The following is a 23,940-nucleotide window of genomic DNA, read 5'->3' as shown; positions in this document are numbered from 1 at the left end:
CGGGTATGGCGTCCGGGTGGTCGGTCACACCAGGTGAAAAGTTCCGGCGGGCACAGGGCTCGTGGGGCGACCCGTTCCGGTGCCGACGCTGGGGGATCGCTGCCGGTGAGGGACACCTTCCCGGACCGGCTATGCTCCGGGCGGCGCTGGTTCGCCCGGTCGTGACTGGCCGGGCGTCGTAAGAGGGAACCCGGTGGAAATCCGGGACTGCCCCGCAGCGGTGAGTGGGAACGACCGCCGTCATCAGCACTGGGCCAGCGGCCCGGGAAGCGACGGCCAGTAGGGGACCGGCACGACCGGTCAGGCCCGCGAGTCCGAAGACCTGCCGGCGCCGCGTACACAACCGTGTGCGCTGCCGTCGGCCTCGCGGGTGGGCTGAGCGGGTGACGTTCCGCGTGTGGTGCGGGCGCGTCCTCGTCAGCGTGTGCTCGCGTTCCGGTGGTGTGAATTCCCGAGGGACGGACTACCGCTGTGCACGACACCACCACGATCGCCGGCCGGGCGCCGTCGGCGTCGCACCTGACCCTGTCGCAGATCATGGACCAGCACCACACCAACCTGATGGGTACGGTGCACGGTGGCCGGATCCTCAACCTCATCGACTCTGTCGCCGGTGTTGTCGCCGCTCGCCATTCCGATGGGCCGGCGGTGACCGCCGCCATCGACGAGACCGCGTTCCTGCGCGCGGTGCGGGTCGGTGACGTCGTGCACGTCGACGCCCGGATCACCTGGGCGGGCCGCAGCTCGATGGAGGTGGCCGTCAAGGTGACCGCCGACCGGTGGGACCGGGCGGTGCCGCCCACCGACGTGGCCACCGCCCACCTGGTCATGGTCGCCATCGACGACGACGGCCAGCCTCGTACGGTGCCGCCGCTGCTCCCCGAGACGGACGGGGACCGGCGACGATACCGGGAGGCGGAGATCCGCCGGGAGCACCGGCTGGCCCTGCGTCGGGCGCTGCTCGACGGCGCGGAGGAGAGCTGAGTTCGTCGCGGACCCGAGGATCGCCCCGCCTGGAAGGCTTCCCCGCCGGAGCGTCGACGCGGCTCACCCACTTGATCAACAAACTGTTCACGTCGTGGCCCGATGGCGAACACCCGCCCGGGCCTGCCCGTTTCCGACCGTTCGGCAAGGTGGGGCGCGAATCCTGTAGCCGCAATCCCGGAGCGTTTCTTGTCCCTGCCCAGACGTCGTCGACGAAGCACGGTGATGGCACTCCCGCTGGCGACGTTCGCCGTCACCGCGGCTGTCCTGGCCCTGCCGGCCCCGGCGGCGGCGCATCCGTCCGGCGATCCGCAGACCGTGACCGTCGCGCGCGACGACCAGCGGCCGGAGGTCGTACGGGTGCGGTGGCGCGTCGGCGGGCCGGACGACCTGACGCTGCTCGGAGTCTCGCTCGGCCTGCTGCCACCCGACCGCGTCCTGCTCGACGGGGCGGTCGACTACCGAACGACGGATCCGGCGGTGCTCGCATCGTCCGAGCAGTTCTCCGCGTACCTGCTCAAGCAGATCACGGTGGCTGACGGCGCGCGGCGCTGCCTGGGCGCTGTCGCAGAGCCGAAAGCCCTGGCGAGGACCGGCGTGACCGTTGACTACACCTGCCCAGGGCCGGTCGACACGGTCACCGTCGTGGTGCGGATGCTCACCGACCTCAATCCCGCGTACCGTTCGATGGCCACCGGTCCCAACGGACAACGCGCGGTGTACGGCCCGGGTGAGGACTCCCACGACTGGACCCTTGCCGGCGCGCCGGCTGCGGGCGGCATCAGCCCCGGCCGTAGTGCTGCCGTGCAGATCGCCGCCCTCGGTGGCGGTGCGCTGCTGGTCGCGATCGGGGCGGTGCTGGTGTCGCGGCAGCTGCGGCGACGGCGGGCCGTGGCATGACCGCGACCGCCGTCCTCTCCGCCTCTCGGAAGGCCGAATCGGGCGTGCGTTAACCGGTGGGATCGCCGTCGAGACCGACCAGGACGACTTCCAGCCGGCGTGGGCCGTGCACCCCCTCAACCCGGTTGAGCTCGATGTCGCTGGTCGCGGACGGGCCCGAGATCCAGGTCTGCGGCGCGCGTGGGTCCAGCCGGGTCAGCGCCTCCGGCAGCAGGCCGACGACCTGGTCGGTACGGACGACGCAGATGTGCCGGTCAGGCACCAGGGTGAGTGCCCGCCGTCCCTGCGCCGGGCCGGCGTCGAGGATGATGGTGCCCGTGTCGGCGACCACCACGGCGCAGCCGGTCAGGACCGCGTCCATGTCGTCGAGCTGGGCCGGTGACAGTGGGGGAGCGTCGCGGTGGACCTGCCCGGCGTAATCGGCGAGCCAATCGGCGGGGATGTCGGTGGGTACGGCGAGCCGGTCAACCTCGGCCAGCAGCCCGGGGAGAGCGTCGATGCCGCGATGGACGACTGCCCGGTAGTCCTCCAGCCGGTCGACCACAACCTCGATCAGGTCGCGGCGATCGTCGACCCGGCGGTATCGACGGGGCACCTCCACCGGCGGCGGGCTGTCGGCCAGGGCCGTCCGGAGCCGCGCCAGGATCTCATCACGTGCGGTCACTGCTTCTCCCACCATTCACGGAAGGTCTGCGGCGCGGGTAGCGGTAGGTCCCGCGACCGAGTCCACGCCGAGGCGGGCCAGGGGAGCTTGCGCAGCGTACGAGCGCCGGTGCGTCGCTCGCGGTACGCCCCGAGGGGTCCCGCGCCGACCCGGGCCAGGCGCAGGGCGGCGGCCCATCGCCGGGGGCTGCGCATGACCCACGCCAGGACGCGCATGGTGGCCTGTTCAGCCATCGGATGCGGCGCCTGCTGGCGGAGGTGGACCAGGATCTCCGGAATGTTGATCTTCACGGGGCACACGTCGTAGCAGGCGCCGCAGAGGGTCGACGCGTACGGCAGGGACGCGTTGTCGGCCACGCCGGTCAGCTGGGGTGACAGGATCGCGCCGATCGGCCCCGGATACACCGAGCCGTACGCGTGCCCGCCGGCCCGCTCGTACACCGGGCAGACGTTGAGGCACGCCGAGCAGCGGATGCAGGACAGCGCCGGCCGCCCGACCGGGTCGGCGAGCACCGCGGACCGGCCATTGTCGACGAGCACGATGTGCACGGCCTGAGGGCCGTCGCCCGGGGTGACGCCGGTCCACGTCGAGGTGTACGGGTTCATCCGCTCGCCGGTGGAGGATCGCGGCAGCAGTTGCAGGAAGACCTCCAGGTCGCTGAAGGTCGGTAGCAGCTTCTCGACGCCAACGACGCTGATCAGCGTCTCCGGGAGGGTGAGGCACATTCGCCCGTTGCCTTCGGATTCCACCACCACAAGCGTGCCGGTGTCGGCGATGGCGAAGTTGGCGCCGGACACGGCGACCCGAGCCGAGAGGAAACGTCGACGCAGATGGGCGCGTGCCGCCTCGGCCAGTGCCGCCGGCTCGTCGCTGAGGTCGGCGGGGGCGTCGGGCATTCGACGCTGGAAGATCTCCCGGATCTGCGCCCGGTTGTAGTGGATGGCCGGCACCAGGATGTGCGACGGGGTGTCCTCGCCGAGCTGCACGATCAGCTCCGCGAGGTCCGTCTCGTACGCGGCGATCCCGGCCGCATCGAGGGCCTCGTTGAGTTCGATCTCCTGGGTTGCCATCGACTTGACCTTCACGACCTCGTCGGCCCCGGCGGCTCGGGTCAACTCGACCACGATCCGGCAGGCCTCAGCCGCGTCGCGGGCCCAGTGCACGATGGCACCGGCAGCGGTGGCGGAAGCTTCGAACTGCTCCAGCAACTCCGGCAACCGGCGTTGGACGTCGGCCTTGATCGCGGAGCCGGCGTCCCGGAGAGCCTCCCAGTCGGGCACCTCGTCGACGACCCGGGCACGTTTGGCACGGATGGTGCGGGTGGCCCGGTGCAGGTTGGCCCGCAGTTGCGTGTCGGCGACGGCCGGCTTGGCCGCGGTGGGAAAGGGCAGTGGCGTGCGAATCCGGCCGCCTCCGGTGGCCGGCGCGACCGCCCCACCGGTCCGGTCTGCACCGGGACGGTTCATGAGGCGGCTCCCGTCGCGGCCAGAATCTCCGCGTAATGCATGGCCCGCACGCCCGACCGGTGGCGGTCGAGGCCGCCCCCGATGTGCGCCAGGCAGGAGTTGTCGGCGGCGGCGAGCACCCGCGCTCCGGTCTCGCGGACCCGGGCGCACTTGTCGGTGAGCATCGCGCCGGAGACAGCCGGGTTCTTCAGGGCGAACGTGCCGCCGAAGCCGCAGCACTCCTCGGCGTCGCCGAGCTCGATCAGCCGGATCCCGCGCACCTGGCGCAGCAGGCTCAGCGGCCGGTCGCCCAGCCGCAGCATGCGCAGGCCATGGCAGGTGGGGTGGTAGGTGACCGTTTCCGGGAACTCGGCACCGACGTCGGTGACACCGAGGACGTCGACGAGCAGCTCGGACAGCTCGTAGGTGCGAGCGGCCACCGATGCGGCAGGCGGGTGCAGGCGTGGGTACTGGTCGCGGATCATCGCCGTGCACGACCCGGAGGGCGCGACGATGGCGTCGTAGTTGTCGAAGACGTCGACGTAGTTGTGCACCATCGGCATCACCTCAGCCCGGTAACCGGTGTTGGCGTGCATCTGCCCGCAACAGGTCTGGCCGGTGGGGAAGTCGACGGTGTGGCCGAGCCGCCGCAGGATACGGGTGACCGCGATGCCGGTGGCCGGGTACGCGATGTCGTTGACGCAGGTGATGAAGAGGGCTATCCGCATGGGGGCTCCTCGAGATGCCGGTCGAAGGCGGGTAGGTGGCGCTCCCGGGCGGCGGTCAGGTGGGCTTGCATCGCGTCGGTGGCGGCCTGGGAGTCGCCAGCGATGATGGCGGCGGCGATGCGTTGGTGCTCGGTGTTGGTGTCCGTCGCGCCGGTGACCGGAAAGTACAGCCGGTGCAGGTGCAGGTGCGAGTGCAGCCGCGTGATGCTGTCCCGCAGCAGTGGACTGCCGGCGACCTCGGCGATCAGGTCGTGGAATTTCGCGTCCAGTGCGGTGAAGACGGCGTGTCGGCGGTATCCGTCGCCGGCCTCCACATCGATGTTCATCGCCGCGTTGGCACCGAGCCGTTGCCGCTCCTCGGCGGTGGCGTGCGTGGCGGCCCGGCCGGCGGTGGCGCCCTCCAACAGCAGGCGGACATCGAACAGGTCGTCGAATTCGGCGCGGCTCAGCAACGCCGTGGTGGTGTAGCCGGACAGCGGGCGTTTGTGGACCAGGCCGTCGGCTTCCAACCGGGCGAGGGCCTCGCGCACCGGCGTGGGGGAGACGTCGAGCTCGCGGGCGAGCGCATCGATGTTGACCCGCTCTCCGGGGGGAAGGATGTGGTCCATGACCAGCGTCTTTATCGACTCGTAGACATCCTCGGTGAGGGTGAGTCGGCGTGCGGGACGGAGTCGACCCTCGCGAGCTGGCTGCTCGGCCATCGCGTCTCCTCAACGACCCCTTGACTGTGCTGGTCTGAGCGAGTACACACTCGCAGAGCAACATCCTATAGGAAATAGGTTTCCTCGCCAGCGTTCGATTCGTACCTATGCACCGGAGGATGGTTCGTGAAATTCATGCGCGTCGGGCCCGTCGGTCAGGAACGCCCCGTGCTGTACGCCGACGGACGGCACTTCGACCTCTCGTCGCACACCACCGACATCGACGGGGCGTTCCTCGCCGGCGACGGTGTCCAGCGGGTCCGCGAGGCCACCGACCTGCCCGAGATCGACGTCACCGGTCAGCGGGTCGGGGCGCCGGTCGCCCGCCCCGGGGTGGTCCTCTGCGTCGGGCAGAACTACGCCGCGCACGCCGCCGAGTCGGGCGCCGAGCCACCGACCACCCCGATCATCTTCTACAAGGCGCCCAACACGGTCGTCGGCCCTCACGACGACGTCCTGATCCCGCGTGGGTCGACGAAGACCGACTGGGAGGTGGAGTTGGCCGTGGTGATCGGCCGTCGGGCCCGCTACCTCGCCTCGCCGGCCGACGCCGTCGCGCACATCGCCGGGTACGTGCTGTCCAACGACGTCTCCGAGCGAGACTTCCAGCTCGCCGTCTCGGGCGGCCAGTGGTCGAAGGGCAAGTCCTGCGAGACGTTCCAGCCCCTCGGCCCGTGGCTGGTCACCGCCGACGAGGTCGGCGACCCGCAGGCGCTGCGGCTGCGCTCCTGGGTCAACGGCGAGCCACGGCAGGACTCCAGCACGAAAGACATGATCTTCGACGTGGCGTACCTGGTCTGGCACCTGTCCCAGTACACCGTCCTGGACCCGGGCGACGTCATCAACACCGGCACCCCCCAGGGGGTGGCGCTCTCCGGCCGGTTCCCGTATCTGGCCGTCGGCGACGTGATGGAGATCGAGATCGACAGCCTCGGCCGGCAGAGCAACACCCTCCGGAGCGCCTGATGACCCGGTGCGACGGCCTTGTGGCGGTGGTGACCGGCGGTGGCTCGGGGATCGGCCACGCCTGCGTACGGGCTTTCGTGGCCGCCGGCGCCCGGGTGGGCGTACTGGACCTGGATCTGTCGGGTCTGCCCGAGGATCCCCGCGTCCATGGCGTCCGGGCGGACGTGGCCGACCGGTCCTCCCTCGACGAGGCCGTCGCCTCGGTCGCCGACGCGTTCGGTGGCGTCGACATCCTGGTGAACAATGCCGGCATCTCCGCCGTGGGCACCGTGGAGGAGGACGACGACGACCAGTGGAGCAGGGTGCTCGACGTCAACGTCACCGGCGTGGCCCGAATGAGTGCCGTCGCTCTGCCGTACCTGCGGCGGTCGTCGTCTGCGGCGATCGTCAACGTCTCCTCGATCGCGGCGACCGTCGGCCTGCCCCGACGCGCCCTGTACTCGGCGTCGAAGGGCGCCGTGCACGCCCTCACCCTCGCCATGGCCGCCGACCTGGTGGCGGACGGGATCCGGGTCAACTGTGTCGCCCCCGGCACCGTGGACACGCCCTGGGTGACCCGCCTGCTCGCTGGCGCGGCGGACCCGACGGTGGAGAAGCGGCAGCTCGCTTCGCGGCAGCCGACGGGGCGCCTGGTGACCGCCGACGAGGTGGCCGCCGCCGTCGTCTACCTCGCGTCGCCCACGACCGGATCGGTGACCGGGTCGTCGCTGGCGGTGGACGGTGGCATGTCCGGCCTACGACTACCCAGTGTCAGATCGGGCGCGTGACATGATTGCGTCATGGGGAAACAGCAGGACGTCGGCGAGCCCGACCAACACAGCGGGTCCGACACCACCGCCCACCGTCCGATCGGTGGCAGCGCTGACGAACGGCTCGCCCTCGCACAGGACCCCACAACGCCACAGATGACCCTCATCGACCTGGCTTCCGACCCGTCGGCCGTGGTCCGCAAGGCGGTCGCCGCACGGGCCGACGCGCCCGCGCAGGCACTGCGACCGCTCACCCGGGACCATGATCGTCAGGTGCGCGAGGCCGTGGCGAGGAACCCCTCGACCTCGCTCGCCAACCTCATGCGTCTCGTCAAGGACGCCGACCGGTGGGTCCGCTGGGCCGTTGCGGGCAATCCGGCCTGTGACGAGTCGATCCGCCGGGTGATGTCCGAGGCATCGGACAAGGAGCTGCGTGGTCTCCTCGCGGAGAGTCGCGAGCTGGAGCCCGAGTTGGCCGCCAGGCTGACCGACGACGTCTCACCCGAGGTACGGGAACGACTCGCCACCCACACCCACGACCCGGACGTGATCACCACCCTGTTGGCCGATCGCACCGCCCGCGTACGCAAGGGGGTTGCCCGCAACCCGCGGACCACCGCCGAGCAGCGCAGCGCGCTCGCCGCGGACCCGGTCGTCGACGTCCGTGCCGCGCTGGTCCGCGCGGTCGAGCTGGACGAGGCGGATCTGGTGCGCCTGGCCGACGACCGTTCGGTGCAGGTTCGACTCGCGATGGCGACATCCGAGGTCGTTCCGTCGCACATCCGGCAGATGCTCACTCGCGACTCCGACGAGATGGTGGCCAGCGCGGCACGGGACTTCCGCCCGGGGTCCGGCAACTCGTCTGCGGTGCGGGCTCCCCGCATCGCTCACCGGCCCTCCGCCGCTGGCGGGGGTCGGCGGGGCAAAGCCTCCTAGGCCGGGGTAACCCGGACGGAGCCGGCGTGTCACCTCGCTGGGCGGCGGATGTGCCAATGAGCGGTATGACTCACAGGTATAAATATTCCGCTGAGTCATAACGCCGCTCGGGGTGCCCGCTCCCACCGCGTCCCGTGACGTGCGGAACGGAGAGTACAGCTCCGGTACTCAGGATGGTCTTGAAGCATTCACATGTGTCATGCCGATCTTCCTTACGCTACGAATGCCCAGCTCTTGGGCGTATGTCGGCAAGGGAGGATCAGCGGTGCGTTTCAGGAGATCCAGGTCCAGGCTCGTGGCATTGGCCGTGGCGACGGTGGTTGCCGCAGCCGGCGGAGTATTCGTCGGCGGTACGGCCAATGCCGCCGAGCCGTCCCAGTTCACCGTCGTGGACGGCGCGATTCGTACGGCGACCGGCACTCCCGTGCCCGCCTCCGGCACGCACGCCTCGCTCTGGGGCAACTCCAGTTACGCCACCACGAGCATCAGCGGCTCCGGCCGGGTGTTGATCGGCGCCATCGGTGACAACTGCCAGGGCTGGCCGACCGTCCGGGTGACGGTCGACGGTGTCAGCGTCGGCCAGACCACCATCGTCAGCGCGACCAACTACGGCACCTACCCGGTCGGCGCGGCGGTCGGCGCCGGGCAGCACACCGTGAAGATCCAGCTCATCAACGACTTCCGGGCCGATCCCTGCGACCGCAACGTCCACATCGCGTACGCGCGGATGGAGGCCGCGGGCGCCACCAACACGAAGTTCAGCTTCGCCGTCCTGCCGGACACCCAGCAGGAGGTGCTGAACAGCAGCGACACCCGCTTCCTCAACCGCACCAACTGGCTGGTGCAAAACCGCTCCGCGCTGGACCTACGCTTCGTGGCTTCCTCCGGTGACGTAGTCAACTGGGACACCTCGGACCACTCCCAGTACGTCATCGCCCGCAACGCGATGCGGCCGATCGAAAACGCCGCCATCCCGTACGCGCTGGCGATCGGCAACCACGACACCCAGGCCACCGGCGTCGGCGGCTCGGCCCGCGACCCCGCCCACACCCGCGAACTCGTCCGCGACACCACCGTCTTCAACCAGTACTTCACCGTCAGCCAGTACCGCGCGGTCAAGGGACAGTTCGAGGCCGGCAAGGTCGACAACTCGTACTCGACCTTCGAGGCCGGCGGCGTGCAGTGGCTGGTCCTGACCCTCGAACTGTGGCCCCGCGTCGAGGCCGTGAACTGGGCCAAGAACGTCGTGGCCGCCAACCCCCGGCACAACGTCATCGTCGTCACCCACGACTACATTGACGGCAGCGGCAACATCGAGCAGAGCGCGTCCTACGGCGCGACCAGCCCGCAGTATCTCTTCGACAACCTGGTCAAGCAGTACGCCAACATCCGGTTCGTCTTCTCCGGCCACGTGGGCATCGCCGCCAACCGGATCGACACCGGCGTCAACGGCAACAAGATTTACTCGTTCCTCCAGACGTTCCATTCCAACACCACCAATCCGGTACGCCTGGTCGAGATCGACACCGCCGCCAACTCGATGCGGACCTGGATCTACGGGCCGTACAACAACCAGTCGTTCACCGAGTACGACAGGTCGTTCACCGGCCTCGGCGTGGTCCGCTGACGCGTACTCCACAGCACAGCGGTCGCCTCCAATCGACGGGGGTGACCGCCGTGTGCTGCCTGGCAACGGCAGCCGTCGACCACGTCGTGTTGCTGGCCGATCCACGTTTGACCGGCTAGGCACAGCGCTGCCAGTTGGCACACCACGAGCTGTCGCGCGAGCCGGCGAGCTAACGGGTTACCAGCGTGCGGTGCCGTGGGTACGGTGGGCACGACGGCGGCCACCGATCCGCCGTGGAGACGGATCGCATCCTGCCGCCGCGTGTCCACATGCTGGATCGGATCGCCCGCGCGCTCAAGGTCGACGTGTCCGCGTTGGTGGGGGAGTTGAGCGATCGGTCCGCGGTGGTGAACGGGCCGGAGCATCCTGCACTCGCCACGGTTCGGGACGCCGTGGTCTCCTCGGACGTGTGCGGTGACCACCCACGGCCCGGTGATGCCGATCTGGAGTTGCGGCGGTTGCAACGTGCCCTGGCCCTGTCCCACTCGGAAGCTGGAGCTGCGGATGGAGTATGCCGGGGCTCAGGTGTCGCTGGCCCTCTATCTCGGCGCCTACCTTGTCCAGGCCATCGAAGACATGCCCTGGACGCCCGCTGGCACATTGCACCAGCGCTTCCTCGGCTGGACCCGGACTCGATGACGCGGTTCCGCTGCTCAGGGTCATCGTCTGGGTGGCACCCATGGCGTTGACGGATCCGGCAGTCGGATGGTGAAGAGCGTGCCCCGGCCCGGCTCGCTCTCCACCTCGATCAAGCCGCCGTGTGCCTCGGTCAGGTGGCGCGCGATCGCCAGGCCGAGCCCGCTGCCGCCCGTCACCCGGCTACGCGACTCGTCGGCCCGCCAGAAACGGTCGAAGATCTTCGGCAGGTCGGCCGGGGTGATGCCGCTGCCGGTGTCCCGTACGGAAATGGTCGTGCCGTTCGCGCCGACCGTGACCGAGCCGCCGGGCGGGGTGTAACGGATGGCGTTCGAGATCAGGTTGCCGACCACCTGTCGCAGGCGCACCTGATCGGCTTGCACCACCGGATCTCCCACGACGATGAGCTCCAGACGCAACCCGGCCGCGAACGCGCTGCCCCGATGGCTGTCGACCACGTGCGTGAGCACGTCCCGCAGGTCGGTCGGCCTCAGGTCGATCCGCAGTGTGCCCGCGTCGGCTGCCGCCAGGTCGCCGAGGTCGTCGATGATGTGCTGGAGCAGCAGCGCCTCCTCGTGCAGCATCGCCAGCAGCTGGGCGTCGGTCGGAGCCAGGTCGTCCTGCGCTGCCTCCAGCCATATGCGGATGTTGCTCAGGGGGGTGCGCAGCTCGTGCGCCACGTCGTTGACCATCGTCCGGCGTTGCGCCTCGGCCCGTTCCCGACGCTCCGCGGAGTCGTTCAGGGCGCGCGCCAAGCGGCCGATCTCGTCGCGGGTGGACACCGGGGCGGGCGTGTGCAGTTCGGCCGCGTCGGCGAGGGTGCGCAGCGGTCGCACCAGGCGCCGGCCGACCAGCACGGTCGCCGCGACGGTGGAGAGCAGGACCGCGCCGGTGACCGCCACGATTCGCCCGATGCTTCCGCCGGACAGGCTCAGCGTGGTGCTTCCGGTGTCCGGCGCGGTGACGAACAGCAGCGCGCGGGGTGCCACGTACGGTCGAAGTTGGGTCCTACGCCCTGCTTCGATGCAGCCCTGCACGACGCCGACCGGCCCGGCCGGCTTGAGCAGCGACGGCGGCTTCACCTCGATGTCCTCGTGCGCGGTGCGGACAACTGCCGACGCGCCCAGATATGCCTTGAAGGTCGGCGTGATGCGCAGTTGTGAGGCGCGGTCGCCCAGGCTGAGACAGCGGGCGGTCAAGGTGGTCAGCGTCTGGAGTGCTTTCTTCTCGGCTGGACTGACCAGGCTGTCGAGCTCGAACCCGCAACCCTCGGTCACGGACCGGGTCAGTGGTCGCTCGGCCTCGGCGCGGACGGTGGTGAGGACGACGCTCGGGCGGCCGGTCTTCGCGATCTCGATGACGCCGTCGTAGCCCATCTTGTTGAAACAGCTCAGGGTGTTCTTGGCCACCTCGCTCAGCACGTACCGGTCTTCGGGCGGCACGACGTAGGGCCCGACGGCTCGCTCATCGATGTGCTCGTCGCCGCCGGTCAGTCCCAGGTCGACGTGGAGCGGATCCACTACGGCCGACGGACGGGTGTTCCGCAGCGCCGGTCCGGCCTGCGAGTCAAGGATGATCTCGTGATTGTCGGTGGTCAACGTGATGCGGCGACGCAGCTCGGCGGCGCGCGAGCGAACCAGGGCGGCGGCCCCGGACCAGTCGTGGTGGGTTGCGGCGTAACCGACAAGCGCCTGGTAGACGGCCCTCTGGTCGGCGACCGCGCCGCCCTGCTCGTAGTTGATCGCCCGGGTGGTGGTCGTGGCCGCCAGCCAGGCGGTGGCCGAGATCGCGGCCAGCGCGATCACCACGGAGGAGACCAGCAGCCGGGTCACCAGGCTGTGCCGCAGCGGCACCTGGTTCTTGCTCACGGCGTCGCGCCCAGAGCCAGCTTGTAGCCCACACCGTGCACGGTGAGCAACTGCTCGGGGCGTCTCGGGTCAGCTTCGATCTTGCGGCGCAGGTTCATCACGTGTACGTCGATGGTGCGTTCGGTCGAGCTGCGGTCGAGACCACGGGTGTGGTGCAGCAGCTGTGCTCGGGTGAAGACCCTGTCCGGCTGCTCGGACATGGCGGCCAGGATGGCGAACTCGCCACGGGTGCACTCGATCCGCTCACCGTCGACCGTCACCTGGTGCCCGACCGGGTCGACGCCGATCCGACCGATCTGCCGGATACTCCGGGCGGCGGGCTCCGGTACGCCCCGGGACGCGCGGCGCAGCAAGGTGCGGGTGCGGGCCACCAGTTCCCGGGGGCTGAACGGTTTGGTCAGGTAGTCGTCGGCGCCGAGTTCCAGTCCGAGTAGCAGGTCGCTCTCCGAGCTACGGGCGGTGAGCATGAGTACCAGCACGTCCGACTCCTGCCGCAGCGTTCGGCAGACCTGTAAGCCGTCCAGTCCCGGCATCATCACGTCCAGGATCAGCAGGTCGGGCCGGTCTCGGCGGGCGGCTTCCAGCGCCGCCCGGCCGTCGTGCACCACGATCGTCTCGTGGCCGGCGGCCACCAGGTAGCGGCGGATCCCCTCCGCGTGCCGCAGATCGTCGTCGGCGATCAAGACCAGCGCACACATGCCGGCGATGATAGGTCGCCGGTACGGCACCGAACCGATTCCCTGCCCGACCTGACAGATTCCTAACGACTGCTCAAACACTGGACAGTGACTCGGTGGGATCGAGCGAGGCGGCCCGCATCGCCGGATAGACCCCAGCCAGCACCCCGATGACCAGCGCACCTCCCAGTCCGGCGCAGGCTGCCGTCGGTGGGATGGTCACCGGCCAGTGCTGGAGGGTGGCATAGCCGGTGACGGCCACCGCGCCGGTCAGCACCCCGGCTGCTCCGCCAAGCGCCGACAGCACGATCGACTCGGTCACGAACTGGATGCGCACCTGGCCCCGGTTCGCGCCCAAGGCCCGGCGCAGGCCAATTTCACGGCGTCGCTCCAGCACCGAGATGTACATGGTGTTGGCCACCCCGATGCCGCCGACGAGCAACGCGATCCCGGCCAGCCCGAGCAGCAGCGAGCTGAACGTCTGCTGCACCGCCTGCTTGGCGGCGAGCCCGTCCGAGGGACGACTGACCAGTACGTCGCTCGGATGCTCCGGGTTGGCCGTGGCGGCCAGGACCGAGCGCACCGCCACCACCTGGGCGTCGGTCGTCTGCACATAGATCCGGGTCGGGTGTCCGTCGAAGCGTAGCCAGCGTTTGGCCGCGTCCCAGCCGATCATCGCCGAGCGGTCGATCTCGGGCGCGAGTGCCACTGGGTCGAGGATGCCGACCACGCTGAACCGCTTCCCGCCCAGGTGGACCTGGACCGGCTGGGAGAGGTCGACGGTGGCGAAGCCGAGCCGCTGGGCGGCGACCGAGCCGAGGACCACTGTCGGCAGGCGCTCCATCGCGGGATCCAGGAAACGGCCCGAGCGTATCCGGCCATCGATGGCCGCGAGCAGGTTCGTCCTGGTGGCGACAACCGCGATGGCGTTGTAATCGCCGTTGCCAGCCCGGTCGGAGCGGGCGACCGTCAGCCCGAAGTCAGCGGTCGCGCTCGCCACCGTCACTGGCGCGATCCGGGACACCATGTCCACCGACTCGACCGGCAGCTTGACCGGTGGCTCGTGGTTGGGCGCCGGTGTGACCTGCAGTCGGTTGGTGCCCAGGGCGGCCAGTTTCTCCTCAAGCGCCTGTTGGCTGGACGCGGGGATGCCGGTGACCAGGATCAGGGTGGCGATGCCGATAGCGATGCCGAGCGCCGACAGGGCGGCCCGCACCTTGCGCGTGCGGATGCCGAGCAGGCCCAGACCAACCAGGTCGGCTGGGGCCAGACGGACCGGTGCGGCATCCCGGTCCACTCTCGCCTTTCGACGGGTACGCCTCATGCCGGCCCACCTCCAGACGCGGAGTCGGACACCAGGCGGCCGTCCAGGATGCGGAGCTGTCGGGGCACCCGGGCGGCCACCTCGTGATCGTGAGTGATCAGCGCGATCGTGGTCCCGTCCCCGTTCAGCTCGGTCAACAGGTCGAGCACGGCCGAGCCGGTGGCCATGTCGAGCGCCCCGGTCGGCTCGTCGGCCAACACCAGCGCGGGCCGGTTGACCAGCGCCCGGGCGATCGCCACCCGTTGGCGTTCGCCGCCCGAGAGCGCCTGTGGGTGGTGGTCGGCGCGGTGGGCCAGGCCGACCCGCTCCAGCGCCGCCAGGGCCATCTTCCGGCGGTGACGGCGGTGCACGCCGGCGTAGAGCAGGCCGGTCGCGACGTTCTCGGTCGCGGTCAGCCCGTCGGTGAGGTGGAACTGCTGGAACACGAAGCCCAGCCAGCGACCGCGCAGGCTGGACAGTTGCCGGTCGGACATCGTGGTGATGTCCCGCCCGCCGATCAGCACCCGGCCCTCGGTAGGCCGGTCCAGCGTTCCCATGATGTTGAGCAGGGTGGATTTTCCGGACCCGGATGGCCCCAGGATCGCGACGAACTCACCCTCGTCGATCCGCAACGAGACGTCGCGCAGCGCGGTCACATCCTCGCCGTAGCGCCGGCTGGCACCACAGATCTCCAGCACCGTCGTCACGACGTCGTCACCACCCGGGTGCCGGCGGTGATGCCCGTACCGGTGATCTGCACCATGCCGTCGGCGAACAGGCCCACCTTCACCGCGGTCAAGGCGCCTTCGGAGATCTGTACGCCGTAGCCGCCGCCGCTGAGCGCGAGCAGTGCGCCGACCGGGACGGCGAGTACGTCGTGCTCGGTGGTGCCGGTGAACCGGACTTCGACGGATGCCGAGCTGATGTTCTGGATCTTCGAGGCATTGTCCACCGCGATGACGACCTGCACCTTTGGGCCCTCCGGGCCCGAGTCGCCGCCGTCCGACGAGCTGGCCTGGATGTTGCTGCTCACCGAGTCGATCGTGCCGTTGGTGTCTGAGCTGTCCGGAAGAGTGATCTGCACCTTCTGCCCAGCACGGATGTCGCTGGCCCGGCTCGCGTCGATCTCGACGGAAACCGCCTTGTCTTGATCGCTGATCGCCATCAGGTTGCCGGTGGCGTCGTCACCGAGTTGCGCCGAAGCCGCGCCCACCCGCACCGCCCCGGGCAGGACCAGAATGTCGCCGAGTGTCACGGTGCCGGTTGCCGGACGTATCTCCTCGGCCGCCTGCCAGCGTTTCACGGCGTCCTTGAGCGATCGGGTGAAGACGGCGTCTTTGCTGGTCACGACGGTCCGGTAGGCCTCCGTGTCGGAGGCTGCCGCCGTCGAAGCCGGCCCGGCCCTGTTAGCCTCCGCGTCCGGTCCCTGGCCGCTCGCGGCCGGCGCCGGTCCGCCTTGGACGGTGACCCGGGTCCCCGGTGCGGGCTGGTCCCCGATTCGGTAGCCGAGCGCCCGGAGGTTGTCGGCCAGCACTTTGACGTCGCGGCCGACCATGCCGACCGTGTCGATGTCGCGGAACATCGGCGACGACCCGTAGAAGAGGGTCACCGGCCGGTCGCCGGATCGATACAGAGTGTCACCCCGGGCAATGGTGCTGCCCGGCTGTGGCAGCCAGGTGAGCACCCCGGGCGCGACGCCCCGCAGGACGCGCTGCTTGCGATAGCCGACAGTGCCGCTCTCGGTCCAATAGTCGGAGAGGTCAGTCTGGACCACCTCGGCCGTGGCCACCTGGGCCGCGGCCGACTGGGCGGCCGGCGAGTCGTCGCCGAGGCTGGCGTGGACGGCGTAGACCACGCCGCCCAGCGCGAGCGTGCCGCACGTGACGATGATGAGGGTTTTCGTCCGCACGGTCGGTTACTTCTCCGTGAAGGCCGAGATCTCGCACTGACGCTGGATCTCCAGCCCCGCGTCGCTGTTCGCCTTGTCGAGGTTGGCCTTGGTCTCCGGCGCGACCCAGATGCTGGCGCTGTCGGTGCCCGCCTGCCGGATCTCCATCGACAGGCCCTGGCTCCGGAGGCACTGCAACTGCTCGCGCAGGTCGTCGGCGAAGTTCGGGTTCTGATGAGGGTCGAGCTCCGGAGCGCTCAGCGGCTCCTTGTCGGCGCACGCGTCCACGGCCGGTTGATACTTCTTCTGGTCCATCTTGTAACTGAGCAGCGGACCGCCGTTTCCGTCCGACGCCGGCGCCGACGGCACACCGTGCTGCGTCCAGCAGGCGTAGTACGCGTCGTAGAGGCGGTCGATCTCCTGCTTGGTCGCGCCGAGGGGAAGTTGACGATCGGCACCGCTGGTCGAACCGGCCGGGCCGGCACTCGCCGACGTGGTCGCGCCCGGGATCGCGGCCACCTGCGGATCCGACGCCGCCGGGTCGCCGCCGCAGGCCGCGAGCGACAACAGCAGGACCGCCAGACCGGTCGTCTTCACATTCGCTTTTCGCATGCCAGCCAGCCTGGTCGCCGAATGTCAGCTATTCGTTAGGTACGCACGCCGTTTTCGAAGGTGCGGTCAGGAGTCATCCGCGCCCCGCTCGGGGCTTGCCGACCTGCTCCCAGAGCGACTTCATCTCGCCGAAAGCATGCTCCATCAGCTGCACCATGGCCTGCCGGGCGCGTTCACCGTCGCGCCGCTGGATCGCCTGGGCGACATCGGCGTGTAGCTGGAGAGCCTGCTCGTGCGGGTGATGCGGCATGAGGTGGTGCTTGTGCCTGCCGCCCACATCTTCGCCGCCAGTCCGACGAGATCGCTCGCTTCGTCGTGGCCGATCCGGCTGGCGGCCAGTAGGGCCGCGTGGGGCTCGACGGCGGTGCCGAGGTGTTCGAGGACGCGGGCGTGCAGCCCGGCCTCGGCAGGCCTAGCATCGTTCGCCGAATGGTGAGACCACCCCGGATCTGAGAGAACGGAAGGCATTCCGTGAAGATCGTCGCAGCAGACGTCATCGTGTCCAGCCCTGACCGGAACTTCGTCACCCTGAAGATCACCACCGATGAGGGCCTCACCGGTCTGGGCGACGCCACGCTCAACGGCCGTGAGCTGTCCGTCGCCTCGTACCTGCGGGACCACGTCGCCCCGCTGCTGATGGGACGGGACGCGCACCGTATCGAGGACACCTGGCAGTTCCTGTACCGCTCGGCGTACTGGCGGCGGGGACCGGTCACCATGGCGGCCATCGCCGCGGTCGACGTCGCACTCTGGGACATCAAGGCCAAGGCCGCAGGCATGCCGCTTTACCAGCTGCTGGGCGGCGCGTCCCGCACCGGCATCATGGCCTACGGGCACGCGTCGGGGCGGGACATCCCTGAGCTGTTCGACTCGATCCGCCGCCACCTCGACGAGGGCTTCCGGTCGATCCGGGTGCAGACCTCGGTGCCGGGGATCAACGCGGTCTACGGTGTGGCCGCCCAGCCCAGCGCCACTGGCCAGCGCTACGACTACGAACCCGCACAGCGCACCCCGCTGCCCGTCGAGGAGGACTGGGACACCCGCGCGTACCTGCGCCACCTACCCGACGTTTTCGAGGCGGTCCGTGGCGAGTTCGGCCCCGAGTTGCCGCTGCTGCACGACGGTCACCACCGGATGACCCCGATTCAGGCCGCCAAGCTCGGCAAGGCCCTCGAGCCGTACGACCTGTTCTGGCTTGAGGACTGCACCCCGGCCGAGAACCAGGAGGCACTGCGGCTGGTCCGCCAGCACACCACCACCCCGCTGGCCATCGGCGAGGTCTTCAACACCGTCTGGGACTACCAGACCCTGATCCGTGAGCAGCTGATCGACTACGTCCGGTCCGCGGTCACCCACACCGGTGGCATCACCGCCATGCGTAAGCTGCTCGACTTCGCCGCCCAGTACCAGATCAAGTCTGGCATCCACGGCCCCACCGACATCTCGCCGGTGGGTATGGCCGCGGCGCTCCACCTGGACCTGGCCATCCACAACTTCGGGATCCAGGAGTACATGAAGCACACCCCGCTGGCCAACGAGGTGTTCCGGCAGTCGTTCACCTTCACGGACGGCTACCTGCACCCGGGTGACCAGCCGGGACTCGGGGTGGAGCTCGACGAGGAGGCGGCGGCCCGATTCCCGTACGAGCCGGCCTACCTGCCGTTCAACCGGCTCAAGGACGGCACGGTTCATGACTGGTGAGCGGCGCGGAGGCGCCCAACCCACTCGGCACGTCGTGGTGATGGGCGTTTCCGGGTCCGGCAAGACCACGGTGGCGCGCGGGATCAGTGCGGCGACGGTCATCCGGGCCCGAATGGCCCGGCGCGAGGGGCACTACATGCCGGCGAGCCTGCTCGAATCACAGCTCGCCACGTTGGAACCGGCCCAGCCGGACGAGTCGGTGCTCGTGCTCGATGTCTCGCTCGCCCCGCAGGCCCTGGTCGCGGCGGCCGTCAGCGGCCTTGGCCTGTCCGTCCCGGTCACGGTGGGGGAGCGGTAGTCGCGGTCGGTCCCTGAAACTGCCGGCACCGGCGGCGCCGTACCGCCCACCCGGCAGTTTCAGGCATCATCACGCCCACCCACGGCTCGGTGACCCTGCGCGGTGTGCCGTTGGCACACCTCGGCGAGCACCGCCTCCTCGCGAGATCACCCTGATCAGCCAGGAGGTGCACGTCTTCGCCGGGCCGCTCGCCGACGACCTGCGCCTCGCCAACCCGGACGCCACCGACGCCGAGATGACCGTCGCCCTCGACCTCGTCGGGGCCACCGAGTGGCTTCGTACCCTGCCCGACGGTCTGGCCACGACCGTGGGGGAGGGCGGACGGCACCTCACCTCGGCCCAGGCCCAGCAACTCGCGCGACCAGGATCCCGGCGTAGAAGTGGATACGCAGCAGCAGACCACCCCCAGGCCGTGCGGGCAACCGGCGTCGCGGCCGGAGCCAGCGGGGGAGTGGACTCGGGCGTCTCAACGGTGGACGTCATGCGTTATCCGATCGACTCGAGGCACGGGGCGGTCGGAATCGGTAGTCGGATCGGCGGCGGTGCCGGTTCCCGCCGAGTTGGACATCCGGGAAATCGCCCCGAACGAGGGAGTCCCGGGAACTTTTCCGCACCGGCCTCCGACAACCAGGGTGCGCGGCTGACCGGCGCGATCCGACGACATCTCGGCATGGAGGAACGCCCGTGGCACCCAGGACGGTGGTCTGTGCGCAACGGCGTCGTTGACGACGACCAGGTGACCCGGTGGGCGCAGGAGGCAGGCCAGGGAGACCGGCAGGCCGCCACGGCGTTCATCCGGGCCCTGCAGGATCAGGTCTGGCGCTTCCTGTCGCATCTGGCCGGGCCGGGTGAGGCCGACGACCTGACCCAGGAGACGTTCCTGCGGGCATTTCGCAGCCTGCCCGGCTTCGCCGGACGCTCGTCGGCCCGGACGTGGGTGTTCACGATCGCCCGGCGCGTTGCCGTGGATCACGTCCGGACGGCGGTGGCCCGGCCAAGGTTGGCATCGGTGCCGGACTGGCAGGCGGCGGCCGAGGCCGCCGGTGCGATCACGGTCGGCGCCGACGAGAGTGTGACGCTGCACCAGCTGATCGCCGGCCTGAGCCGGGAGCGTCGCGAGGCGTTCGTCGCCACCCAGGTGCTCGGCCTGTCCTATGCCGAGGCCGCGGACGTCTGCCAGTGCCCCATCGGCACGATCCGCTCCCGTGTCGCCCGGGCACGCGAGGATCTCGCCACGGCCTGGCAGATCGACAATGACTCGACCGGCGAGCAACGAACCGGCTGACGCTGCGGCTACCGTGCACCGATGACACAGGTGTCCGCTTCTGCCGAATGGCGGATGATCAAGTGCAGTCCTACGGGGCATGCACGACGGGCTGATCGCCTCCCCACATTTCCACCACCGATCCGCCGGCTCCCTCCCGGATGAGATCCATAACGACGGCGACGACCTCGGCGGGAGGGATCAGCGGGCGAGATGCTGCACGTTCGGCAGAGCTCATGCGCTCCCACTGCGTTTGTGCTCGTTCCAGACCAATCCAGTCTGGAGCTACGCACATCATCCGGACCCCATGGCTGCTAGCCAACCCAGCCAGACTGGCGGTGAAGCGGATCAAACCAGCCTTCGCGGCCCCGTACTCGGGTGAACCGTAGGGCCCAAAACCAATGCCACCGCTGGATGCGATATTGATAATGGCGCCACCACCCTGTTCTTGCATGGGCTCCAGAACGAGCTGACTGAGCAACATCGGGGCGGTGAGGTTAAGGCTGATCGTCGCAGCCCACTCGGCGGGCGCAGCCTGCGGATATTGTCTATTCGGAGTCCAGCCACCAGCGTTGTTGACGAGCACATGAGGACCGCCAAGGGCTCGTGCGGCCGTCAAGATGCGGTTCATGTCATCAGGCTCTCGTACGTCGCCGCCTACGGCCCGTGCCGGCATCCCGTGTGCCTCAATCAAGCGTCCACACGCCTTGGCGGCCCGCTCATCGGAATCGGCTACGACGATGCCGTAACCGGCTTCAGCGAGGCCAAGCGCAATCTCGCGCCCCAATCCATTGCCAGCCCCGGTAACGACCGCGGTTCGGGCCATGATCACGTTCTCCCTGACAGTTGCTTGCTCCACCTCGGCTACCTACCCGCGGCCTTTCCGTCTGACACCCGAGCAGTCGCAGCCGATCAATAGCCGCCTTGGCGGGCCGCGTTGGTGCTGACTGAGCATCCGGATCTGGCCGCGATGAGGGCACCTGTACTGCGGCCAATTCGCCAGCGGTCGCCGGTAGGTGATCGACGTGTTGGCCGCAGCGTAGATGTGCGAGTTCGCCGAGCACCGCTGTGGCAGGCACGTGATGGTCAATGATCGACGACGCGGCCAAGGAAGCGCTCACCAGCCTCGGCGATGTCGTCGGTGGTCCACTCGAGGGCGGGCGCGGCGACGGTGATCTCGGTCATCGCCATGCCCGGTAGGTTTGTTTCCTGCCAGCCGGCGACAAACCACACCTTTTCCTCCTCGGCGAGCGCCAGCGCAGCGTCGTTCAGTGCTTGCGCCGGGTGGGGTAGCCAGAGGCGGAATCGATGGGTATGCGGAGGTTCTGGATACACCCGCGCGCCGGGAAGCGCGGTGAGTGCCGCAGCGACTGTCCGCGCGTGCCGCACATACTCGGGGATGCGCGGCAGCTCCCTGTTCAGACCGGCGAGTGCGCTCAGAGCGGCTGGCCACTGCTGGAACACGTCGCCGCCGTAGCGGTGCCGCCAGATGCGGGCGTAGGAGGCGAGCTGCGTGGTGCCCGCGAGCGCCGCACCGCTGATACCGCCGATCGTCTTGTAGAACGAGACGTAGGTGCTGTCGGCGAGGTCGGCGATTTCGCTGAGGGTGTGCGCCAGGTGTGCGGTGGATTCCCAAATTCGGGCACCGTCGAAATGTACGCGTGCACCGATGGCGCGCGCTGCGGCGGATGCGGCGGCGAGCTCGTCCCAGGAGGGGAGGACGAAGCCGGCGTCGCGCAGCGGGAGTTCGATGACGACGGTGCTCACGGGCTCGGCGAGCGCGGTGATCTCCTCGGCGGTGGGGTTGCGGGGCGCGGTCGTCGGCCAGGTACTGCGCAGGCCGCTCAGGTGGGCATAGGCATGCCGTTCGTCCACCTCTAGGTGGCCGAGCGGGTGTAGAGCGATGGTCGGGTGCCCGCTGCGGTCAGCGCCATAGCGCAGCGCGACCTGCTGGGCCATCGTGCCGGTGGGGAAGAAGACGGCGGCCTCGGTTCCCAGCAAATCCGCCACGCGTTCTTCCAGCATGGTCACCGGGCCGTCGCCGTAGAAGTCGGGCTGATCGTCCAGATCACCACCTGCGTCCATGTCTGCGAGCCGGTCCCTCATCGTCGTAGGTCGGATGCCGGAAAGGATTCGGTCGCAGGCGCGCAGCGCGGCCAGCCGACGCTGCCTTGTGTTGTGGGACATCGGCGGATCGTCGCATGCCAGCGCAATAGGGGCCAGGCAGTTTTCCGGAGGCAGGCGATCAGCGTCGCGCGCTCAATTGCCGCCGAGCGGTCGCTACGACGACCGCATCTGCGTAATGGAGGAGCCGCCGACCAGGTACGGGGCTTTGCTTAGCGGACGACCTGCCCCAGTCGGAGTCGGCCTGGCTGGACGACATCGGCGTAGGTCCCGAAGCAGGCTGCCCGCCCTAGCCCGGCCACGGGGATGCGGTAGTGCCGGGCCAGGGCGCTCAGCACGGAGAGGTCGGCCGGCAGTTCGGCCTGGGAGAGTCCGGGAATGACGCACCTTGGAGTGGGCAGGATCACCCGGAGAACGACATCGCCCAGACGTAGCTCCTGCCCCGGTTCTGGGTCACGCGGTGCGTCGATGACCAGGTTCGGGCGAAACCGCGCCGCGGCCACACTGACACCTCCCATGCGCTCACCCAGCAGAGACAGCGCACCGGTGGTCACGATATGAACGGCGCCAAAGTCGACGAACCGGCCGACCCGCCCCGCGCCCGCGATCGCCGTGATGGTTTCCTGACCGGGCCGGGCACCGGCCATCCAATCCGGCACCATGCCGACGTCATCAGGCAACGTCCGGTGCAGCCTCGCGTCGGGCGGCAGCTCTCGGCTCAGCCGCACCGGACGGCCCAGGTGGTTGCTGAGTGCGGCATCTGCCGCGGCGCTTCCGGCTCGCAGCGAGCTGCCGTCGACATGCAGCGTCAACATCGTCTCCGGGCCGTCATCCCGCATTGTCGTACCGACATCGAACAGGCGACCCCATCGTCGTGGATGTTTGGCGCTGCCGACCGTCCCGTCCTGGCAGTCGATACAGGCCCACGTCCGGTCTCCGCGCAGACCGGTCGGCTCGACATCAGCCGCCTGGAGAACCTCACCCCGGGCGCTCTTGAGCGGGTAACGCCGGAGCGCGACAACCGTCTGCACGACGATCATGCTGTCTCACCGCCGCAAGCGCCTCGGACACGGGTCACACGAGGAACATCCGCTCAGGCCGCGATCCGCGCGCCCGGTGGGCTCCGATCGGCCCGTCGTTGATGGCTTTATGCGTTACGGATCGGTGTCAGATGAATCTGGGCGGCGGAGCCGTCAGAATGACGTGAGTGTGTCCCAGGCGGCCATCGCGCAGGTGATGACCGCTTCCAGCTCGGCGCGGGTGGCACCATCGCGGGCTTGGATGGATAGGCCTTGCACCACAGTGGTGTAGTAGCGGGCGATGGCGTCAAGGTCGATGGGCGACGCGGTGAACTCGCCGTCGATGACGCCGCGCTCGAGCCGATCTCTGATGGTGGTGTACTGGCCGCGCCGACGGTCGGCCAGGAACTCCCGGACCGTGTGGTTTTCCACGGCTCCAGTGGGTGCAGCCAGGATGAGCATGCAGTAGTGCGGCGCCTCCGGGCGGGTGATCTGCTCGGCGGTGGCGCGCAACATGGCGTGGATCGCGGCGCGGGCGGTCGGGTTTTCGCGCAGCGCGCGTCTGGGCGGCTCCCCTGAGGTCGTGCCGTAGAGCGCCATGACCTTGCGAAACAGGTCTTCCTTGCTGCCGAAGCAGGCGTAGATGCTGGCCGAGGCGATTCCCGTGGCTTGGGCCAGGTCGTTGAGCGACGTCCCCTCGTAGCCCCGTTCCCAGAACAGGTCCAGCGCCTGGCGCAGGGCAGTGTCCGGGTCGAAGGTGCGTGGCCTGCCGCGTGAAGCCATCGGGATGGTCCTCCGTACTTCTTTGTCTATCGACAAACTTATCTTGACCTGTCACTGAGGACCCTGC

24 protein-coding genes, 2 pseudogenes and 1 riboswitch are annotated in these 23,940 nt (G+C 69.3%); of the genes and pseudogenes, 11 read left to right on the top strand and 15 right to left on the bottom strand.

What is annotated here, in order from left to right:
- Positions 1–130: 130 nt before the first annotated feature.
- A riboswitch (cobalamin riboswitch) is annotated at positions 131–344 on the top strand.
- 193 nt (positions 345–537) lie between these two features.
- Both ACLQ28_RS13895 and ACLQ28_RS13890 read left to right on the top strand, forming a co-directional pair.
- Entirely contained in the window at positions 538–984 is a 447-nt protein-coding gene (locus tag ACLQ28_RS13895; RefSeq protein ID WP_425686832.1) for an acyl-CoA thioesterase, read from the top strand.
- A gap of 225 nt (positions 985–1,209) precedes the next feature.
- Positions 1,210–1,884, top strand: coding sequence for a hypothetical protein (locus tag ACLQ28_RS13890; protein ID WP_425686658.1), 675 nt, complete (start codon positions 1,210–1,212; stop codon positions 1,882–1,884).
- 49 nt (positions 1,885–1,933) lie between these two features.
- Here the strand turns inward: ACLQ28_RS13890 and ACLQ28_RS13885 are convergent, their stop codons facing one another.
- From ACLQ28_RS13885 to ACLQ28_RS13870, 4 genes are read right to left on the bottom strand one after another with little or no spacing between them, the layout of a single operon-like run.
- Complete coding sequence (locus ACLQ28_RS13885; RefSeq protein ID WP_425686657.1) at positions 1,934–2,548, bottom strand: LutC/YkgG family protein; 615 nt, start codon at positions 2,546–2,548, stop codon at positions 1,934–1,936.
- Positions 2,545–4,014, bottom strand: coding sequence for a LutB/LldF family L-lactate oxidation iron-sulfur protein (locus ACLQ28_RS13880; RefSeq protein WP_425686656.1), 1,470 nt, complete (start codon positions 4,012–4,014; stop codon positions 2,545–2,547). The genes ACLQ28_RS13885 and ACLQ28_RS13880 overlap by 4 nt, the downstream gene beginning before the upstream one ends.
- Positions 4,011–4,721 (bottom strand): (Fe-S)-binding protein, encoded by a 711-nt coding sequence (locus ACLQ28_RS13875; protein WP_425686655.1) that lies wholly within the window; start codon positions 4,719–4,721, stop codon positions 4,011–4,013. Before ACLQ28_RS13875 ends, ACLQ28_RS13880 begins: the two co-directional genes overlap by 4 nt.
- Complete coding sequence (locus ACLQ28_RS13870) at positions 4,712–5,422, bottom strand: GntR family transcriptional regulator (protein ID WP_425686654.1); 711 nt, start codon at positions 5,420–5,422, stop codon at positions 4,712–4,714. Before ACLQ28_RS13870 ends, ACLQ28_RS13875 begins: the two co-directional genes overlap by 10 nt.
- A gap of 126 nt (positions 5,423–5,548) precedes the next feature.
- Here ACLQ28_RS13870 and ACLQ28_RS13865 point away from each other — a divergent pair, with 126 nt between their 5' ends.
- The 6 genes and pseudogenes from ACLQ28_RS13865 to ACLQ28_RS13840 all read left to right on the top strand — a co-directional run.
- Positions 5,549–6,388 carry a fumarylacetoacetate hydrolase family protein gene (locus ACLQ28_RS13865; RefSeq protein WP_425686653.1) on the top strand — a complete coding sequence of 280 codons (840 nt, stop codon included), beginning with the start codon at positions 5,549–5,551 and terminating at the stop codon, positions 6,386–6,388.
- Positions 6,388–7,155, top strand: a complete 768-nt coding sequence (locus ACLQ28_RS13860) for an SDR family NAD(P)-dependent oxidoreductase (RefSeq protein WP_425686652.1) — start codon at positions 6,388–6,390, stop codon at positions 7,153–7,155. The genes ACLQ28_RS13865 and ACLQ28_RS13860 overlap by 1 nt, the downstream gene beginning before the upstream one ends.
- A 12-nt stretch (positions 7,156–7,167) precedes the next feature.
- Positions 7,168–8,073: a hypothetical protein gene (locus tag ACLQ28_RS13855; RefSeq protein WP_425686651.1), complete on the top strand. Its 906-nt coding sequence runs from the start codon at positions 7,168–7,170 to the stop codon at positions 8,071–8,073.
- A 295-nt stretch (positions 8,074–8,368) separates the two neighbouring features.
- Positions 8,369–9,700, top strand: a complete 1,332-nt coding sequence (locus ACLQ28_RS13850; RefSeq protein ID WP_425686650.1) for a carbohydrate-binding domain-containing protein — start codon at positions 8,369–8,371, stop codon at positions 9,698–9,700.
- Positions 9,701–9,885: 185 nt separating this feature from the next.
- Positions 9,886–10,182: pseudogene (locus ACLQ28_RS13845) on the top strand (XRE family transcriptional regulator); the annotation flags it as partial.
- Positions 10,115–10,330, top strand: a pseudogene (locus ACLQ28_RS13840) (hypothetical protein); the annotation flags it as partial. The pseudogenes ACLQ28_RS13845 and ACLQ28_RS13840, both read left to right, overlap by 68 nt.
- 29 nt (positions 10,331–10,359) lie before the next feature.
- Here ACLQ28_RS13840 and ACLQ28_RS13835 read toward each other — a convergent pair.
- The 7 genes from ACLQ28_RS13835 to ACLQ28_RS13805 form a co-directional block, all read right to left on the bottom strand.
- On the bottom strand, positions 10,360–12,204 hold the full coding sequence (locus ACLQ28_RS13835) for a HAMP domain-containing sensor histidine kinase (protein WP_425686649.1): 1,845 nt from the start codon (positions 12,202–12,204) through the stop codon (positions 10,360–10,362).
- Positions 12,201–12,902: a response regulator gene (locus tag ACLQ28_RS13830; RefSeq protein WP_425686648.1), complete on the bottom strand. Its 702-nt coding sequence runs from the start codon at positions 12,900–12,902 to the stop codon at positions 12,201–12,203. The genes ACLQ28_RS13835 and ACLQ28_RS13830 overlap by 4 nt, the downstream gene beginning before the upstream one ends.
- Positions 12,903–12,975: 73 nt before the next feature.
- Positions 12,976–14,205: an ABC transporter permease gene (locus ACLQ28_RS13825; protein WP_425686647.1), complete on the bottom strand. Its 1,230-nt coding sequence runs from the start codon at positions 14,203–14,205 to the stop codon at positions 12,976–12,978.
- Entirely contained in the window at positions 14,202–14,891 is a 690-nt protein-coding gene (locus tag ACLQ28_RS13820; protein ID WP_425686646.1) for an ABC transporter ATP-binding protein, read from the bottom strand. Before ACLQ28_RS13820 ends, ACLQ28_RS13825 begins: the two co-directional genes overlap by 4 nt.
- Positions 14,888–16,093 carry an efflux RND transporter periplasmic adaptor subunit gene (locus ACLQ28_RS13815; protein ID WP_425686645.1) on the bottom strand — a complete coding sequence of 402 codons (1,206 nt, stop codon included), beginning with the start codon at positions 16,091–16,093 and terminating at the stop codon, positions 14,888–14,890. Before ACLQ28_RS13815 ends, ACLQ28_RS13820 begins: the two co-directional genes overlap by 4 nt.
- 6 nt (positions 16,094–16,099) lie before the next feature.
- Complete coding sequence (locus tag ACLQ28_RS13810; RefSeq protein WP_425686644.1) at positions 16,100–16,684, bottom strand: hypothetical protein; 585 nt, start codon at positions 16,682–16,684, stop codon at positions 16,100–16,102.
- A 73-nt stretch (positions 16,685–16,757) separates the two neighbouring features.
- Entirely contained in the window at positions 16,758–16,934 is a 177-nt protein-coding gene (locus tag ACLQ28_RS13805; RefSeq protein ID WP_425686643.1) for a hypothetical protein, read from the bottom strand.
- A gap of 221 nt (positions 16,935–17,155) precedes the next feature.
- Between ACLQ28_RS13805 and manD the strand changes: the two genes are divergently transcribed.
- The 3 genes from manD to ACLQ28_RS13790 all read left to right on the top strand — a co-directional run bounded on the left by manD (position 17,156) and on the right by ACLQ28_RS13790 (position 19,968).
- Positions 17,156–18,385 carry a D-mannonate dehydratase ManD gene (gene manD / locus ACLQ28_RS13800; RefSeq protein ID WP_425686642.1) on the top strand — a complete coding sequence of 410 codons (1,230 nt, stop codon included), beginning with the start codon at positions 17,156–17,158 and terminating at the stop codon, positions 18,383–18,385.
- The gene (locus ACLQ28_RS13795; protein WP_425686641.1) at positions 18,375–18,683 is read left to right on the top strand and encodes a hypothetical protein; all 309 of its coding nucleotides are present in this window, start codon (positions 18,375–18,377) and stop codon (positions 18,681–18,683) included. The genes manD and ACLQ28_RS13795 overlap by 11 nt, the downstream gene beginning before the upstream one ends.
- Positions 18,684–19,353: 670 nt before the next feature.
- Positions 19,354–19,968 carry a sigma-70 family RNA polymerase sigma factor gene (locus tag ACLQ28_RS13790; RefSeq protein ID WP_425686831.1) on the top strand — a complete coding sequence of 205 codons (615 nt, stop codon included), beginning with the start codon at positions 19,354–19,356 and terminating at the stop codon, positions 19,966–19,968.
- A 70-nt stretch (positions 19,969–20,038) separates the two neighbouring features.
- On the opposite strand, the gene ACLQ28_RS13785 is transcribed toward ACLQ28_RS13790, so the two are convergent.
- From ACLQ28_RS13785 to ACLQ28_RS13770, 4 genes are all read right to left on the bottom strand, one after another.
- Positions 20,039–20,806 (bottom strand): SDR family NAD(P)-dependent oxidoreductase, encoded by a 768-nt coding sequence (locus ACLQ28_RS13785; protein WP_425686640.1) that lies wholly within the window; start codon positions 20,804–20,806, stop codon positions 20,039–20,041.
- Between the two features lie 227 nt (positions 20,807–21,033).
- Positions 21,034–22,134 (bottom strand): threonine aldolase family protein, encoded by a 1,101-nt coding sequence (locus ACLQ28_RS13780; protein ID WP_425686639.1) that lies wholly within the window; start codon positions 22,132–22,134, stop codon positions 21,034–21,036.
- Between the two features lie 149 nt (positions 22,135–22,283).
- Complete coding sequence (locus tag ACLQ28_RS13775; protein ID WP_425686638.1) at positions 22,284–23,111, bottom strand: MOSC domain-containing protein; 828 nt, start codon at positions 23,109–23,111, stop codon at positions 22,284–22,286.
- 153 nt (positions 23,112–23,264) lie between these two features.
- On the bottom strand, positions 23,265–23,873 hold the full coding sequence (locus tag ACLQ28_RS13770; RefSeq protein ID WP_425686637.1) for a TetR/AcrR family transcriptional regulator: 609 nt from the start codon (positions 23,871–23,873) through the stop codon (positions 23,265–23,267).
- Between the last annotated feature and the right edge of the window lie 67 nt (positions 23,874–23,940).

The sequence above is a fragment of the Micromonospora sp. DT201 genome, assembly GCF_049841575.1.
In the GTDB taxonomy this organism is placed as follows: Bacteria; Actinomycetota; Actinomycetes; order Mycobacteriales; family Micromonosporaceae; genus Micromonospora.
Note: the sequence above shows the minus strand (reverse complement) of the source record. Positions and strands in the feature narration are given on the sequence as shown.

What these genes read in the sequence shown, in the direction of transcription:
- ACLQ28_RS13890 (WP_425686658.1), top strand. Translation starts at nt 1,210, where the DNA reads ATGGCACTCCCGCTGGCGACGTTCGCCGTCACCGCGGCTGTCCTGGCC.
- ACLQ28_RS13795 (WP_425686641.1), top strand. Translation starts at nt 18,375, where the DNA reads ATGACTGGTGAGCGGCGCGGAGGCGCCCAACCCACTCGGCACGTCGTG.
- ACLQ28_RS13830 (WP_425686648.1), bottom strand. Translation starts at nt 12,902, where the DNA reads ATGTGTGCGCTGGTCTTGATCGCCGACGACGATCTGCGGCACGCGGAG.
- ACLQ28_RS13855 (WP_425686651.1), top strand. Translation starts at nt 7,168, where the DNA reads ATGGGGAAACAGCAGGACGTCGGCGAGCCCGACCAACACAGCGGGTCC.
- ACLQ28_RS13870 (WP_425686654.1), bottom strand. Translation starts at nt 5,422, where the DNA reads ATGGCCGAGCAGCCAGCTCGCGAGGGTCGACTCCGTCCCGCACGCCGA.
- ACLQ28_RS13880 (WP_425686656.1), bottom strand. Translation starts at nt 4,014, where the DNA reads ATGAACCGTCCCGGTGCAGACCGGACCGGTGGGGCGGTCGCGCCGGCC.
- ACLQ28_RS13770 (WP_425686637.1), bottom strand. Translation starts at nt 23,873, where the DNA reads ATGGCTTCACGCGGCAGGCCACGCACCTTCGACCCGGACACTGCCCTG.
- ACLQ28_RS13805 (WP_425686643.1), bottom strand. Translation starts at nt 16,934, where the DNA reads ATGCCGCATCACCCGCACGAGCAGGCTCTCCAGCTACACGCCGATGTC.
- ACLQ28_RS13825 (WP_425686647.1), bottom strand. Translation starts at nt 14,205, where the DNA reads ATGAGGCGTACCCGTCGAAAGGCGAGAGTGGACCGGGATGCCGCACCG.
- ACLQ28_RS13895 (WP_425686832.1), top strand. Translation starts at nt 538, where the DNA reads ATGGACCAGCACCACACCAACCTGATGGGTACGGTGCACGGTGGCCGG.
- ACLQ28_RS13860 (WP_425686652.1), top strand. Translation starts at nt 6,388, where the DNA reads ATGACCCGGTGCGACGGCCTTGTGGCGGTGGTGACCGGCGGTGGCTCG.
- ACLQ28_RS13775 (WP_425686638.1), bottom strand. Translation starts at nt 23,111, where the DNA reads ATGATCGTCGTGCAGACGGTTGTCGCGCTCCGGCGTTACCCGCTCAAG.
- ACLQ28_RS13780 (WP_425686639.1), bottom strand. Translation starts at nt 22,134, where the DNA reads ATGTCCCACAACACAAGGCAGCGTCGGCTGGCCGCGCTGCGCGCCTGC.
- ACLQ28_RS13875 (WP_425686655.1), bottom strand. Translation starts at nt 4,721, where the DNA reads ATGCGGATAGCCCTCTTCATCACCTGCGTCAACGACATCGCGTACCCG.
- ACLQ28_RS13790 (WP_425686831.1), top strand. Translation starts at nt 19,354, where the DNA reads ATGGAGGAACGCCCGTGGCACCCAGGACGGTGGTCTGTGCGCAACGGC.
- ACLQ28_RS13810 (WP_425686644.1), bottom strand. Translation starts at nt 16,684, where the DNA reads ATGCGAAAAGCGAATGTGAAGACGACCGGTCTGGCGGTCCTGCTGTTG.